Genomic DNA, 14,790 nt, shown 5'->3' with positions numbered 1-14,790 from the left:
TATTATTGATTTTGGGCTTGAATAGCAGTTATTATAACAGTGCTATAAATATCATCAACAGTGCACCCTCTACTAAGATCGTTTACCGGTTTGTTTAATCCTTGTAAAACAGGCCCTATAGCTAAGGCTCCTGTTTCACGCTGAACGGCTTTATAAGTATTGTTACCAGTATTTAAATCTGGAAAAATTAAAACACTGGCGTGTCCAGCTACTTCAGAGTCCGGTAATTTGGTTTTTCCAATACGCATATCTACTGCAGCATCATATTGGATAGGACCTTCTATTTTTAAATCAGAATTTTGGGCTTTCACAATATCGGTAGCTTCCCTAACTTTTTCTACGTCTGCTCCTTTGCCGGAAGCGCCAGATGAATAAGAAAGCATGGCAACCTTAGGATCTATACCAAATTCTTTAGCAGTTTGAGCCGATGAAACAGCTATTTCTGCTAATTCTTGTGCATTGGGGTTTGGGTTGATGGCACAATCTCCAAATACAGAAATTCTGTCTTCTAAGCACATAAAAAAGATAGACGATACCAGATTAACTCCTGGCTTTGTTTTAATAAATTGTAATGCAGGTCGTAAGGTATGTTGGGTAGTATGTACAGCTCCTGAAACCATACCATCTGCATGTCCTTTGTAAATCATCATGGTGCCAAAATATGATACATCAGACATGGTGTCTTTCGCCATTTGTAAAGTTACATTTTTATGTTTTCTAAGTTCATAAAAAGTATTAGCATAGTCTTCAAAGTGAGGCGATTTTGTGGGTGATATAATATTTATCTCATCAATATTTAGAGGGATATCTAGTTTTGCAATAAGCTCTTTAATTTTATCTTCCTCACCTAAAAGAGTGAGTTCTACAACATGGGCACTAATTAATCTGGCAGCAGCACGTAAAACACGCTCATCATAACCTTCAGGTAAAACAATGTGCTTTTTATTATTTAAAGCGCGTTGTAGTAAGTTGTACTGGAACATTCTAGGTGTGAATACCTCAGAATTAAAAGTAATAAGATTGTCTGCGAGTTTATCTGTGTCAACATGTTTTTCGAAAGTAGCTATAGATGTGGCTATTTTTTCAGTGTTTTCAGCATATATTCTGGATTTAATATTACCAATAGAATTAGTTACATGGTAAGTACCTCCTTTTACACTAACAAGAGGAACAATACTGGGAAGTCCTTGAATAAGTTTTAAAATAGGTTCTTCGGGAATAAGCCCTCCTGTTAAAATAATCCCAGCAATTTTAGGGTAATTATTAGAAATATTAGCTTGTAAAGCGCCTAAAATAATATCGGCTCTATCACCAGGAGTAATAACCAATGCGTTTTCTTTGAGGTGCATTAAATAATTACGTAAATGCATAGCTCCCACACTAAAATTTTCGGTTAGGTTATTTAACATGTCCTGTCCAAAAAGAACCACACCTCCTAAAGCTTTCGATATTTCTTTTACCGTAGGGCTGCTAAGATTAGGGATTTTTGGTATCACTGTAATATCTGTTCCACTATTTATACGTGTTTTTAATTGCGTTTTAAGCGTAGAAAGATCGTCGGGGTTTGCTTTATTGGTTATTATCGAAAGGACATCGACTTCTTGCTTAAAGGTGTCGTGCGCCAATTGAACACTATCTACAATCTCTTTAAGTACTTTTTTGTCTCCTTGAGATACTATAATAACGGGAAGGCCGAGGTTTTTAGATATTAAAATATTAATGTCCAGCTCTAAACTTGAGTTTTCATGAGAAAAATCGGTACCTTCAACTAAAACAAAATCAAAACGGTCTTCAAGGTTTTTATATTTTTTAATAATTTCATCGATGACTTCACCAGATTTCCCTTGATTATATAAGTCAAGCACCTGACTTCTAGTATATGCAAATGTTTTCTTGTAATTAATATCCAGTTCAAAATGAGACATCACTGTATTGATATGATTATCCATATCTCCTGTTTCAAGATCTTCAATAATTGGTCTAAAGTATCCAACCTTGGCAGTCTTTCCTAAAAGCATACGCATTAAACCAAGAACAACAACAGATTTGCCGCTGTTAGGCTCAATAGTAGCTACATAAATTCCTTTGCTCATAGTATTATAGTATTACAAGATAGCTTGTTGTTTGTTTTAATTGAATTAGCTATTCTTATGTTGTAAATATTTTATCGCAAAATTAGCACCTTCATATTACGATAAGGATGATTTTTGTCATACTTTTTATTTAAAACTTATGAATAAAAAGAGGTGGTTATCTTGACGGGAGCCGATATAATAGACATGAATTTTGTACGGATTTTCAATTAATTAACGATACGTCAGGTCGAGCGCAGTCGAGACCTAATGATATTTTATGAGTTTATATAAACCTCTCGACTGCACTCGAGGGGACAAGCATTAATTTTATTGACTTTGTACTTTTAAATAGCAACTTTAAACTCGCGTTATTTTGATGTTAAATCCCTGAAAAGAGATTCCAAACTAGCATTCTTTTGATTAAGTTGTAAAATTTTCAATTGATTATCATGAGCAAAATCGAATACATGAGATCGCATATCTTCTGAGGTTTTAAAAGTAATTTCATAAACAAAGTCATGGGTGTTGCTTACGTTTTTAACTTTAGGAAGTTTTAGTAAAAAAGCGTCTTCAACACGATAATCAAATTCTACAATAACAATTTGTTCTTTTTCATCACGGAGTTCGCTTAGTTTTTTATCAGCAACAATTTCACCTTTATTAATTATAATGACACGATCGCACATGGCTTCAACCTCTTGCATAATATGTGTAGATAGAAATACCGTTTTAGCTTCCCCAACTTTTTTTATCAGGCGTCTAATGTCAACCAATTGATTGGGGTCTAAACCTGTAGTTGGTTCATCTAGTATCAACACATCAGGATCATGCAATAAAGCATTCGCTAAACCTACACGTTGGCGATACCCCTTAGAGAGTTGCCCGATTTTTTTATGGGCCTCTGGAGTTAAACCAGTAAGTTCAATAACATCATTAATACGTTGTTTAGAAATCTTATAAATATGTGCATTAAAGTTTAAATATTCTTTAACAAACATATCTAAATACAATGGATTATGTTCCGGTAAGTATCCAACACTTTGTTGAACGAGTTGTATGCTTTCTTTTATGTCATGACCATTTACCTTAGCAGCACCTTCACTGGGGTTAATATAGGTAGTTAAGATTTTCATCATGGTAGATTTTCCGGCACCATTAGGACCTAAAAACCCAACAATTTCCGGTTTGTTAACTTTAAACGATACATTGTTTAGAGCTTTTTGTTCGCCATAGTGTTTTGAAACTCCTACTACCTCAATAGACATAATTAAAATTATTTGTTCAAAAATAATAATTATATAATGCAATAGAAGTTTTGTTATGTAATCTTTAAAATTTTTAAAAAAATCAAAAAAAAACAATACCACAATTTTGATTTCTTAAAATATTAATTACTTTAGCCTCATAATTATGATAACAACGGTATTTTATACATATTTTAACAACTGGTTTTATTTCTTTTTTAGCAAAAGGAACGAGACGTTGTATGTATAATTTATAACTATAAATTTAAAATATGAGTCTCGATGAAAATCGGGACTTTTTTTTGTTTAACTTTTAATTGAACAATCTTAATGAGGATTGGAATTTTAATAAAATAAAACTGAATTTTGATTAAAAGAGTAGCCATACAAGGAGTAAAGGGATCTTTTCATCATATTGTGTCACAACAATTTTTTGATACACCTGTTGACGCTATAGAATGTTTAACATTCGATAGGGTTGTAGATTCTTTAAGTACTAAGGAATGTGATGCTGCCATTATGGCCTTGGAGAATTCTATAGTAGGCTCCATTATTCCTAATTATGCTTTAATTGACACCTATGGTCTGCATATAGTTGGTGAACATTATTTAGATATTCAGCATAATTTAATGGCATTGCCAAATCAGAATATAGAAGATATTGAAGAGGTGTATTCTCACCCTATGGCATTGCTGCAATGTAAAGAGTTCTTTAAGCAATACCCACATATAAAATTAGTGGAAGATAAAGATACAGCCGAGGTTGCTAAACGCATACATGAAAAAAAGCTTAAAGGAGTTGGTGCTATTGCAAGTATTATGGCAGCAGATATATTTGAGTTAAATGTTTTGGCAAAGAGTATTCAAACGATAGCACATAACGAAACACGTTTTGTCATTGTAAAACGAACAAATTCTGAAGTGCCAGAAAATGAAATCAACAAAGCCTCTATTAAATTTGAAAGTGACCATAAACGAGGGAGCTTGGCAGCCATTCTTAATGTGCTGAGCGATTGCAAATTGAATTTAACTAAAATTCAATCTTTACCAATAGTAGATACACCATGGAAATATGCTTTTTTTGTTGATGTTACTTTTGAAAAATACATAGATTTTAAAAAATCGAAATCTATAATTGATATTATGGGAGAAGGATTTAAAGTGTTGGGTGAATATAAAAATGCTAAGTTATGATTCAAGCAGCTAATAGGTTACAAACTGTAGAAGAATACTACTTTTCAAAAAAGTTAAGAGAAGTAAATTTTCTTATAACAAGTGGTAAACCTATCATTAATTTAGGTATCGGCAGTCCAGATTTACAGCCACCACAAAGAGTTGTAGAGGCTATAAAAGAAGGGTTGTTAGCACCTAATGCACATAAGTACCAAAGTTATCAAGGCTTACCGGAATTAAGAGACGCTATAGCGGGATTCTATAAAGAACATTTTTCGGTGTCTTTAAGTCCTACAACAGAGATTTTGCCTCTTATGGGAAGTAAAGAAGGTATTATGCATATTTCGATGGCCTATTTAAATGAAGGTGATGCTGTGTTGATCCCAAATCCAGGCTATCCAACGTATCAATCTGTTACAAAATTAGTAGGAGCTAAACCTGTTTTTTACGAATTAGATGCAGCAAATAATTGGCTGCCAGATTTTAAAGCTTTAGAAGAATTAGACTTAAGTAAAGTGAAATTAATGTGGGTGAATTATCCGCATATGCCAACAGGAGCTAAACCAAATAAGTATTTATTTGAAGAATTGGTAGCGTTTGCAAAGCGTCATGATATATTAATAGTTAACGACAATCCATACAGTTTTATATTAAATGAAGCACCAAAAAGTATCCTAAGCGTTAAAGGAGCAAAAGATGTTTGTTTAGAACTTAATTCGTTAAGTAAAACCTTTAATATGGCAGGATGGCGTGTAGGTATGGTGGTTGGAGATAACAAGCATATAAGCAATATTTTAAAGGTAAAGAGTAATATGGATTCCGGTATGTTTTATGGCATTCAAAAAGGAGCTATAGAAGCTTTAAAATGTTCAAACATGTGGTATGTTACTTTAAACAGTGTTTATAAACAACGTCGCGATTTAGTTTGGCAATTAGCAGACGCTTTAAATTGTACTTACGATAAAAATGCCACAGGGCTTTTTGTTTGGGCAAAATTACCTGATGGAATAAAAGCAGAAGCGTATATAGATTCGGTGCTTAAAGACAAACATATTTTTATTACGCCAGGAACCATTTTTGGTAGTAAAGGAGAAGGTTATATTCGATTTTCTTTATGTGCAACAAATGAGGTTTTAGAAGAAGCTATAAAAAGAGTTAAATAGATATTCTGTTTACAGTAGCAGTAAACAGTAATATAAGTAGTGAAATATAATAATTAATAATTCTTTCCAGCTTATGCTGAGCGCAGCAGAAGTATGGGAAGATGTCTCAAAGAGATAGAAAGGAATGAAAAATATTTACATCATAGGAGTTGGATTAATAGGAGGTAGTCTTGCTATAGATATTAAAAAGAACGATCCAGAAATGGTTATTCATGGTATTAGTAGAAAGCAAACAACACTTGATGAAGCGTTGTCTCTTAATTTAATTGATAAAAAAGCAACCTTTGAAGATATTGATAAAGCCGATTTAGTTATTATATCTATTCCAGTAGATGCTACAGTAAAATTACTGCCAACTATTTTAGATAAAATATCCGATTCGGGATTAGTTGTAGATGCAGGATCAACCAAATTAGATATCTGTAAAGTTGTTGAGAATCATCCTAAACGTAGAAATTTCTTGGCGATGCATCCTATTGCAGGAACAGAGCATTCAGGTCCTAGTGCCGCAATGAGTGGTTTGTTTAAAGGTAAAACAAATATTGTTTGCGAAGTTGAAAAAACAGCATTTAAACTTCAGGAAAAGGCATTAAAACTTTTTGCAGATGTCGGGATGCGTATGCGTTATATGAATCCGGAAGCCCATGATAAACATATAGCATATATGTCTCATTTGTCACATATAAGTTCATTTATGTTAGGTAAAACGGTGATAGAAAAAGAAAAAAATGAACGCGATATTTTTGATATGGCTGGGAGTGGATTTGCTTCTACAGTCCGTTTAGCAAAGAGTTCTCCAGAAATGTGGACTCCTATTTTTAAACAAAATAAAGAAAATGTCATTGAAACTTTAGCAGAATATATCGAAAATCTAAGCCAGTTTAAAGAGCTTATGGAGAAAGATGATTTTGAAGCAGTCTATAATGAAATGAAAAACACGAATCATATAAAACAAATATTAAACGGAATAGCTTAAACGGCTAAATATTAATTAAAAATGGAAAATAAAAAAGAAATGAGAAACTGGTTGGATGCACTAAATTTAGATCATCCCTTGGTTATTGCAGGGCCTTGTAGTGCTGAAACAGAAGAGCAGGTATTAAAAATAGCCCATGAGTTAAAAGATACAGATGTTAACTATTTTAGAGCTGGTATTTGGAAACCAAGAACAAGACCGGGAATGTTTGAAGGTGTTGGTGCATTGGGTTTAAAGTGGCTGCAAAAAGTAAAAGCAGAAACAGGCATGAAAATCTGTACAGAAGTAGCTAATGCAGCTCATGTAAAACTAGCTTTAGAGCATGATGTAGATTTATTATGGATTGGAGCACGTTCTACAGTAAGTCCGTTTATAATGCAAGAAATTGCAGATGCTTTACAAGGTACAGATAAGCCTGTATTAATAAAAAACCCGGTAAACCCGGATTTATCCTTATGGCTAGGAGGTATTGAAAGAATATATAAATCAGGTGTTAAAAACATTGGGGCGATTCACAGAGGATTTTCAACATATCAAAAAACAAAATATAGAAACATTCCAGAATGGCAATTGGCTATTGAGTTTCAAAATAAATTCCCAGACATCCCTTTAATTAACGATCCGTCGCATATTACAGGGAATCGTGATATGATTTTGGATGTGTCTCAAACGGCTTTAGATTTAAATTTTGATGGGTTGATGATTGAAACACATTACGATCCTGAAAATGCATGGAGTGATGCTGCGCAACAAGTAACTCCAGCTAGTTTAGTGCAAATTATGAAAGATCTTAAAATAAGAAAAGAGACTAATGCAGAAGCAGAGTACAACAGTGCATTAGATAATTTAAGAGCACAAATTGATATTGTTGATAATCAAATTATTGATTTATTAGGCAAGCGTATGGTTGCAGCCGATGGTATTGGAGCACTTAAAAAACAAAAGAATGTTGCCGTTTTACAATCTAAACGATGGAACGAGATTTTAGGAAAAATGGTTTTAGAAGGAGAACAACATGGCTTAAGTGAAGAGTTTATATTAAGAATGTTTAAAGCCATTCACCAAGAATCAATTAACCATCAGGAAAAGATTATTAATGGTTAAAAGAACGTAGAATTATTTGAGGGTGTCTAAAAAAGTGACAAAGTTCATCATTTTTTAGACACCTTTTTTATATTTTTGGTTCAATGAATTTTAGACACTCCCCAATTCTAATATTTTTGTGTATTATCAATTTTATCACTGCGCAAGAATCTTCAAATCAGTATATTCCGAATAACTTAGATTCTCTAAAAGTTTATTTAAAGCGAATTAATAATAACCATATTGAGAAAATTAACGGTTCCCTTTCTTCTAAAATAAAAAAAGCTTATAAAAACAGAGATGGAAAAGTTTTAGAATCAATAGAAGACAGCACTTATATTTTTAATTCTAAAATAAAAAAAGATTTAAATCTCGTACTTGAGCATATTTACGAATCCAATCCTAACATTAACCCAACAGACTTTAGTTTTTTTATAAAGAATTCTATAGTACCAAATGCAGCTTGCTATGGAGATGGCATGTTTGAAATCAATTTAGGTTTATTTACCCAGTTAGAATCCAATGATGAATTGGCATTTATAATATGCCATGAAATAGCGCACAAGTTGCTAGAACACTCTTTAAAAGGTATTACTAAAAGAGTAGCACTAATAAATTCAAAAGAGACCAAAAAAAAAGTAAGAGAAATTAAAAGAAAGAGATACGGACAAACTAGAGCTGCACTTTCTGTTATTGATGAATTAAGCATAGATATTTTAGACTATTCCAAGGAAGTAGAAGCAGAGGCAGATTCTTTAGGCTTTGTTATGTTTTCTAAAACAAGATATTCAAAACCAGCAGCTCTTTATGCTTTAGAAAAGCTAAAAAGAGTAGATGAAATGGTTTTTCATCACGATATTAAGATAGATAGTGTTTTTGATTTTAAGAGCTATCCATTTAAATCGTATTGGCTAAAAGAAACAACATCGCTTTTTGATACAAGCGAAAAAATAAATGATTTTAGCTTAGTTTCAGATACTTTGAAAACACACCCGGAAATTGAGTTTAGGGTGAATAAATTGATAAAAGATTACAACGTAATAAGGGAAGAAAATAAATTAAAAACGATTGATTATAAATATCAAGACTTAAAGCATGTGTCTAATATGCAAAGTATTCAGTTCGCCTTTGATTTGAAGTTTTTAGATTTAGCCTTGTATCAATTGATAGAAAAATACAATCATAAAAAAATAAGTTCAGAATATTATTATTCTAAAATGGTGGAATTACTGTACCTGACTTATCAAGCAAAAAAAGCACATGAATTAGGAAAGTATGTCCCCCAAAAGAATGGTTTTTCAGATGAGAAACAGTTAAATACAATTCGACTTTTTTTGAACAATTTAGAACTTAACGAGGTGAAAAAAATAGGGTTGGCTTTTTGCGAATTAATTAAAAATAAAAAGATAGACACTCACAATCTTAGTGAAATAATAGAATTTTTTAAATCAATCAATAATTAACTTTTAGAAAAATGAGAAAATTTTTAACTTTAATATGCTTAAGTATTATAAGCTTTTCTTTAAACGCGCAAGAAAAAACGCTTAAAGAAATTACTTCCCTAAAAATGAAAAATATAGGAGCTTTAATGGATAAAAATAATGATGTAGATGGCTATTATTTTTACTATGAAGTTGATAAGCTAAAAAAAGGTAAAAGAGAATATGCTATTAAGATGTTAGACAATAACTTAAATGATATTGCAACAAAATCTTATATAGATGAAAAAAACACCATTTTAGCAGATAGCAAGTTTAACAATCAAGCGTTAATGTTTACCATGATTAATGTTAAAGAGCGACAATATAAGCTTGTTTCTTTTGACAAGAAAGGTGAGAGGGGAAAGGATGTTTTGATAGATGTTAACAAAAAAGAAATGAAATGGTTGAATTTGATGGTTAAAACCGGAAACTTTAATATGTTACTTCCAGTAGATAATAAGGGTTTTTTGTTCAACTATGTAAAAAACAATGAAAAATTAGGATATGGTTTAAAATATATAGCCACAGATGGAGGAACTACATGGGATTATAATTCTCCAGAAGACAGTGAGGAAATTTTGGCTATTAACCCTATAGAAGTAAATGAAAAAGTTATTGTTGCTTTAGAAGCTTCAAGAAAATCGCTATTTAGTCAAACCATAAAATTTAAGGTATTGGTTATCGATATAGAAACAGGTAAGTTGTTATTTGAAAAAGAGTTTGATAGAGAGAATAATCCAAGGCTTATAACAAATGCGTTTTTATCCAATGAGAATGAAGTCGTTCTTTTGGGAGAATATTATAAAAAAGGAGATAATATAATAAAGGCGAAAAGCTTAGGTATTTTTGCCCAAATAAATAATTTAGACGGAAAGGTTATTTCTGATAACAAAGTTAGTTGGGAAGACAAAATAGACAAAATGATGCCAACTGGTTTAGATGGTAAAGACTCAAACAGAGGTTATGTTTATTTTCATGATATCGTAAGAACCCAAAAAGGAACTTATTATTGCATAGGCGAGAAGTATAGAAAAACAGCAAGTGGGGCCGGCATTGCTTCTCTTGCTCTAGGCGGTAGTGGATCTGCTACTCAATTAACAATTACTGATGCTATGGTTTTTGAGTTTAATAATAATTTTGATCTCAATAATATTGAAGTCTTTAAAAAAGGAAAGTCCCGTGCGCCAAGCTTAATAGATTTTGGCAGCCCACAACTTAATGCCCATGCTTTGAAAGCTTTTGGTGCTTTTGATTATGAGTTTACCCAAATAGATACAGATAGGGACAGGTTTTATGCAAATTTTATAGATTATGAAAGGTTAAAAGGAGAAAAAAATAAATTGGCATTTAAAACTATTATGTACAACGAAGGAAAACTATCTGAAGACAAAATTTATTTAGAAAAAGATAGTAAGAAAATTGAACTTAGGGTTTTACCAGCTAAGCTTGGGCATGTAATGCTAATGGAATACAATAAAAAAGAAAAGACTTTAGATATACACTTAGAAAAGTTGAATATTTAATAAATACACCTTTTAATAATTTAAAGGTTGCCCATTTGGGTAGCCTTTTTTGTTGTATTACAGCCTAATTATTTTCATCTTTGTCTTAATGACAGGACGCGTTTATAAATCTACAGGAAGTTGGTACACGGTTAAAACCGATTTAGGCCATATTTATGAATGCCGAATAAAAGGGAAATTCCGTATTAAAGGTATTAAAAGTACAAATCCCATAGCAGTAGGTGATACGGTAGATTTTGAACTTGAAACTCATAACAATAAGGAGTCGGGTGTTATACATAAGATTCATGATAGAACCAACTATATAGTTAGAAAGTCGGTTAATTTATCCAAGCAAACACATATTATTGCAGCGAACTTAGATCAGGTTTTTTTAATGATTACCATTAATAATCCACCAACATTAACCAGTTTTATCGACCGGTTTTTAGTCACAGCCAAAGCATATTCTATTAAAACAGTATTGTTGTTTAATAAAATAGATACTTACGATAAAGAAACCCTTTTAGAAGTTAAATACCTGGCACATGTTTATAGGAAAATAGGATACGAATGTTTAGGTATTTCTGCTAAAACAGGTAAAAATGTAGATAAGGTAAAAACTTTAATGCGTAATAAGGTTAGCATGTTTTCAGGGCATTCTGGAGTTGGTAAATCTACACTTGTAAATGCTATTGAACCTACTTTAAATATTAAGACAAAAGAAATTTCAACACAACATATGCAAGGGCAACATACCACAACCTTTGCAGAAATGTTTGATTTAAGCTTCGATGCAAAAATTATTGACACACCCGGTATAAAAGGTTTTGGAGTGGTTGATATGGATAAGGAAGAAGTTGGCGATTATTTTCCAGAAATATTTAAATTAAAACAAAATTGCAAGTTTAATAATTGTTTACACGTTCAAGAACCTAAGTGTGCTGTTAAAAAAGCATTGGATAGTGATGACATTGCATTTTCGCGTTACAGAAGTTATTTGCAAATTATTGAAGGCGAAGAAGAGCATTATAGAACAGATCATTGGGAAAAAGAGTAAGCAGTTTGTTGTAGTAGTAATGAGTTTTAATTAATAATAAAAAAGCCCCCTTTGGGGATTTAGGGGAGAAAAATGAAAATAGTCATACAAAGAGTATCGGAAGCCAGCGTAACGATAGATGGAGAGAAAGTAGCCTCCATTTCAAAAGGGTTTTTAATCCTTTTAGGTATTGTTAACGAAGATACCCAAGAAGATATTAAATGGTTAACCAACAAAATAGTGAATCTTCGTGTTTTTGGTGATGAAAATAATGTTATGAATAATGCACTACTCGATGCCAATGGAGATGTTATCGTGGTAAGTCAATTTACTTTACATGCTTCCACAAAAAAAGGAAATAGACCAAGTTATATTAAAGCAGCAAAACCAGATATAGCAGTGCCTCTTTATGAAGATTTCGTGAAACAATTAGAGGTTGATTTGGGTAAACAAGTACAAACAGGACGATTTGGTGCAGATATGAAGGTGAAATTAATCAACGATGGACCAGTTACTATCATTATAGATTCGAAAAATAGAGAATAATGGCATCTATATTCGGACATAGTATTGTTGGTCTTACTCTCGCTAAAGTTATAGATAAGCAGCAAGCTAAATGGCTCATAGTATTTGCAATATTATCTACAATACTCCCGGATTTCGATGTTATAGGTTTTAAATTAGGGATTCCTTATTCACACCCTTTAGGACACCGTGGTTTTTCACATTCCATATTATTTTCAATTATATGGGCTTGTATTTTAATGTTCACCTTGGGTAGAAAAAATAAGCTTATTTGGTTTAGTGTTATTTTTTTGTCAACGTTATCGCATGGTGTTTTAGACGCCATGACATCTGGAGGGAAAGGTGTCGGGTTTTTTATTCCGTTTAATAATAATCGTTTTTTCTTCCCGTTTCGAGAAATTCAAGTATCACCAATTGGGATAAAAAATTTTTTTTCAGAATGGGGACTGAAAGTATTATTTAGCGAATTTAAATATATATTTATCCCATCTTTTCTTATATTGTCTGTGAGATTTTTGATTTATCGCATAAAAGGGATTATAGATGAAAAAACCTGAGTTTTCTCATATAAAAATTAATCAGATACATTTACCTTTAACGCTTTAAGCTTTATAATATATGATTGTAAAAAAAATAATGAGTATTTTTATTTTACTTATAACGTTATCTGTTTCTTCACAGGAAAATTTATACACCAGTTATACCATTCCGGCAAATCTTAAAGAAAAGGCTAATGCAGTGATTCGATCTCATGATGTTTACATTTCACTAAAATCGTCAAATGAAATGTATGTTACTGAAAAAAAGGTTATTACGGTTTTAAATAAAAAAGGTAATGATGATGTAGATGCTTATGTATATTATGATAATAATGTAAAAATTAGGCGTTTGGAAGTTTTAGTTTTTGATAATTTCGGGAATGAAATTAAGAAAATTAAAAAGAATGATTTCAAAGATGTTAGTGCTGTTGATGGAGGAACCTTATATTCGGATTCTAGAGTTAAATATTTAGAATATACTCCTATTGAATACCCATACACAATTGAATTTACTAGTGAAGTTGTTAATAATAATACAGCATTTATTCAACCTTTTGCGCCTGTTAATGGTTATTTTGTAAGTGTAGAAAAAAGCACCTATAACATTGATTTTCCTGAAGATATTACTATTAGAACAAAAGAGAAGAATTTTGAAACTTTAGATTTATTAAAGGAAGAAACTGCAGGAAAAATTGCATATGAAGTAAAAAATATTGAAGCCGTTAAACCCGAAGCATATAGCCCTGGGTCTGTTAATATGGCTCCTAAAGTGTTGGTTACTTCAAAACAATTTACATTAGAAGGAGTACATACACAGGTAGAAAATTGGAGTGATTTCGGAAAATGGATGTACCACGATTTGATAAAAGATACGTATGATTTACCTGCAAGTACCATTAGTATGATTCAAAACTTGGTGAAGGATGAACCTGATGATGTAGCAAAAGCTAAGAAAATATACCAGTATGTACAAGATAAAACACGTTATATAAGTGTACAAGTAGGAATTGGAGGTTGGAAACCTTTCAATGCATCCGAAGTTGATAAATTAGGTTACGGAGATTGTAAAGCTTTAACAAACTACACGATGTCGCTTTTAAAAGCAGCTGGAGTCAAATCTAATTATACAGTTGTTTATGCAGGCAGTTCGCAAAGAAGCTTAGAAAAAGATTTTGCGGCCATGCAAGGTAATCATGTCATTTTAAATATTCCACAAGAAGATAAGGAGGATATCTGGTTAGAGTGTACAAGTCAAAAGTTACCTTTTGGTTTTATTGGTGATTTTACAGATGATAGAGATGTATTAGTCATCACACCAGAAGGAGGCAAAATACAACACACAAAAAAATACAATACAGAAGAGAGCACTCAACGAATAAAAGGAAGCTACACTATATCTAACGAAGGAGCCATTAATGTTGATGTAAATATAAATTCTAAAGGGATACAATATGACGATAAATATTGGTTAGAAACAGAAACAGAAAGAGATTTAGATAAACATTATAAAAAACGCTGGAAATATATCAATACGATTACAATTGATAATATGCATATCACCAATGATAAAGAGGCGATTGAGTTTATTGAAGGGGTTCATTTTCAGGCTTCTAACTATTCTAAAAAACTAGGTAATAGAATGTTGTTTACTTTAAATGCTTTAAATAGAAACACAGATATACCAGATCGTTATAGAAATAGAAAACACCCTCTAAAAATAAAAAGAGGATTTACAGATATTGATGAGGTTGAAATTAAACTACCACAAGATTATAAAGTGGAATCTAAACCTGGGAGTAAGAGTATTGAGAACAAATTTGGTCGCTATAAAACGGAAGTGATTGTTAAAGATGAAAATACTCTTATATATAAAAGAGAATTTATAGTAAAAGATGGAGAATTTCCTAAAGAAGATTATGACGCATTTAGAGATTTTTATAAAGAAGTGAATAAACAAGATAACGCAAAAGTAGCATTAATTAAAAAGTAA

At 31.8% G+C, this 14,790-nt stretch carries 12 protein-coding genes; 10 read left to right on the top strand and 2 right to left on the bottom strand.

Annotated elements, in window-relative coordinates; translation table 11 throughout:
• Positions 1-2: 2 nt before the first annotated feature.
• Together pta and gldA are read right to left on the bottom strand one after the other, a co-directional pair.
• The gene (gene pta, locus Q4Q35_RS21055) at positions 3-2,093 is read right to left on the bottom strand and encodes a phosphate acetyltransferase (protein WP_303280032.1); all 2,091 of its coding nucleotides are present in this window, start codon (positions 2,091-2,093) and stop codon (positions 3-5) included.
• Between the two features lie 350 nt (positions 2,094-2,443).
• A complete protein-coding gene (gldA, locus tag Q4Q35_RS21050) occupies positions 2,444-3,340 on the bottom strand; it encodes a gliding motility-associated ABC transporter ATP-binding subunit GldA (protein WP_303280031.1) in 897 nt (298 codons plus the stop codon).
• Between the two features lie 345 nt (positions 3,341-3,685).
• Here gldA and Q4Q35_RS21045 point away from each other — a divergent pair, with 345 nt between their 5' ends.
• The 10 genes from Q4Q35_RS21045 to Q4Q35_RS21000 all read left to right on the top strand — a co-directional run bounded on the left by Q4Q35_RS21045 (position 3,686) and on the right by Q4Q35_RS21000 (position 14,790).
• Entirely contained in the window at positions 3,686-4,513 is an 828-nt protein-coding gene (locus Q4Q35_RS21045; protein ID WP_303280030.1) for a prephenate dehydratase, read from the top strand.
• Positions 4,510-5,655, top strand: a complete 1,146-nt coding sequence (locus tag Q4Q35_RS21040) for a pyridoxal phosphate-dependent aminotransferase (RefSeq protein WP_303280029.1) — start codon at positions 4,510-4,512, stop codon at positions 5,653-5,655. Before Q4Q35_RS21045 ends, Q4Q35_RS21040 begins: the two co-directional genes overlap by 4 nt.
• A gap of 124 nt (positions 5,656-5,779) precedes the next feature.
• Positions 5,780-6,631: a prephenate dehydrogenase gene (locus Q4Q35_RS21035; RefSeq protein WP_303280028.1), complete on the top strand. Its 852-nt coding sequence runs from the start codon at positions 5,780-5,782 to the stop codon at positions 6,629-6,631.
• A gap of 21 nt (positions 6,632-6,652) precedes the next feature.
• Positions 6,653-7,735, top strand: coding sequence for a bifunctional 3-deoxy-7-phosphoheptulonate synthase/chorismate mutase type II (locus Q4Q35_RS21030; protein ID WP_303280027.1), 1,083 nt, complete (start codon positions 6,653-6,655; stop codon positions 7,733-7,735).
• An 83-nt stretch (positions 7,736-7,818) separates the two neighbouring features.
• Positions 7,819-9,177, top strand: coding sequence for a M48 family metalloprotease (locus Q4Q35_RS21025; RefSeq protein WP_303280026.1), 1,359 nt, complete (start codon positions 7,819-7,821; stop codon positions 9,175-9,177).
• Between the two features lie 11 nt (positions 9,178-9,188).
• Complete coding sequence (locus tag Q4Q35_RS21020; protein ID WP_303280025.1) at positions 9,189-10,718, top strand: DUF6770 family protein; 1,530 nt, start codon at positions 9,189-9,191, stop codon at positions 10,716-10,718.
• Positions 10,719-10,806: 88 nt separating this feature from the next.
• Positions 10,807-11,757 (top strand): ribosome small subunit-dependent GTPase A, encoded by a 951-nt coding sequence (gene rsgA, locus Q4Q35_RS21015; protein ID WP_303280024.1) that lies wholly within the window; start codon positions 10,807-10,809, stop codon positions 11,755-11,757.
• Positions 11,758-11,829: 72 nt separating this feature from the next.
• Positions 11,830-12,282, top strand: a complete 453-nt coding sequence (dtd, locus tag Q4Q35_RS21010; protein WP_303280023.1) for a D-aminoacyl-tRNA deacylase — start codon at positions 11,830-11,832, stop codon at positions 12,280-12,282.
• Entirely contained in the window at positions 12,282-12,818 is a 537-nt protein-coding gene (locus tag Q4Q35_RS21005; RefSeq protein WP_303280022.1) for a metal-dependent hydrolase, read from the top strand. Before dtd ends, Q4Q35_RS21005 begins: the two co-directional genes overlap by 1 nt.
• 79 nt (positions 12,819-12,897) lie before the next feature.
• Positions 12,898-14,790, top strand: coding sequence for a DUF3857 domain-containing transglutaminase family protein (locus tag Q4Q35_RS21000; RefSeq protein ID WP_303280021.1), 1,893 nt, complete (start codon positions 12,898-12,900; stop codon positions 14,788-14,790).

This window comes from Flavivirga aquimarina (assembly GCF_030540835.1).
Lineage (GTDB): Bacteria > Bacteroidota > Bacteroidia > Flavobacteriales > Flavobacteriaceae > Flavivirga > Flavivirga aquimarina.
The sequence above is the reverse complement of the archived record's forward strand: the minus strand, read 5'-3'. Positions and strand labels throughout refer to the sequence as shown.

Bases quoted from the DNA above. Each gene is read 5' to 3' on its own strand.
- pta (WP_303280032.1), bottom strand. From the start codon at position 2,093: ATGAGCAAAGGAATTTATGTAGCTACTATTGAGCCTAACAGCGGCAAA.
- gldA (WP_303280031.1), bottom strand. From the start codon at position 3,340: ATGTCTATTGAGGTAGTAGGAGTTTCAAAACACTATGGCGAACAAAAA.
- Q4Q35_RS21040 (WP_303280029.1), top strand. From the start codon at position 4,510: ATGATTCAAGCAGCTAATAGGTTACAAACTGTAGAAGAATACTACTTT.
- Q4Q35_RS21035 (WP_303280028.1), top strand. From the start codon at position 5,780: ATGAAAAATATTTACATCATAGGAGTTGGATTAATAGGAGGTAGTCTT.
- Q4Q35_RS21030 (WP_303280027.1), top strand. From the start codon at position 6,653: ATGGAAAATAAAAAAGAAATGAGAAACTGGTTGGATGCACTAAATTTA.
- Q4Q35_RS21025 (WP_303280026.1), top strand. From the start codon at position 7,819: ATGAATTTTAGACACTCCCCAATTCTAATATTTTTGTGTATTATCAAT.
- Q4Q35_RS21020 (WP_303280025.1), top strand. From the start codon at position 9,189: ATGAGAAAATTTTTAACTTTAATATGCTTAAGTATTATAAGCTTTTCT.
- rsgA (WP_303280024.1), top strand. From the start codon at position 10,807: ATGACAGGACGCGTTTATAAATCTACAGGAAGTTGGTACACGGTTAAA.
- dtd (WP_303280023.1), top strand. From the start codon at position 11,830: ATGAAAATAGTCATACAAAGAGTATCGGAAGCCAGCGTAACGATAGAT.
- Q4Q35_RS21005 (WP_303280022.1), top strand. From the start codon at position 12,282: ATGGCATCTATATTCGGACATAGTATTGTTGGTCTTACTCTCGCTAAA.
- Q4Q35_RS21000 (WP_303280021.1), top strand. From the start codon at position 12,898: ATGAGTATTTTTATTTTACTTATAACGTTATCTGTTTCTTCACAGGAA.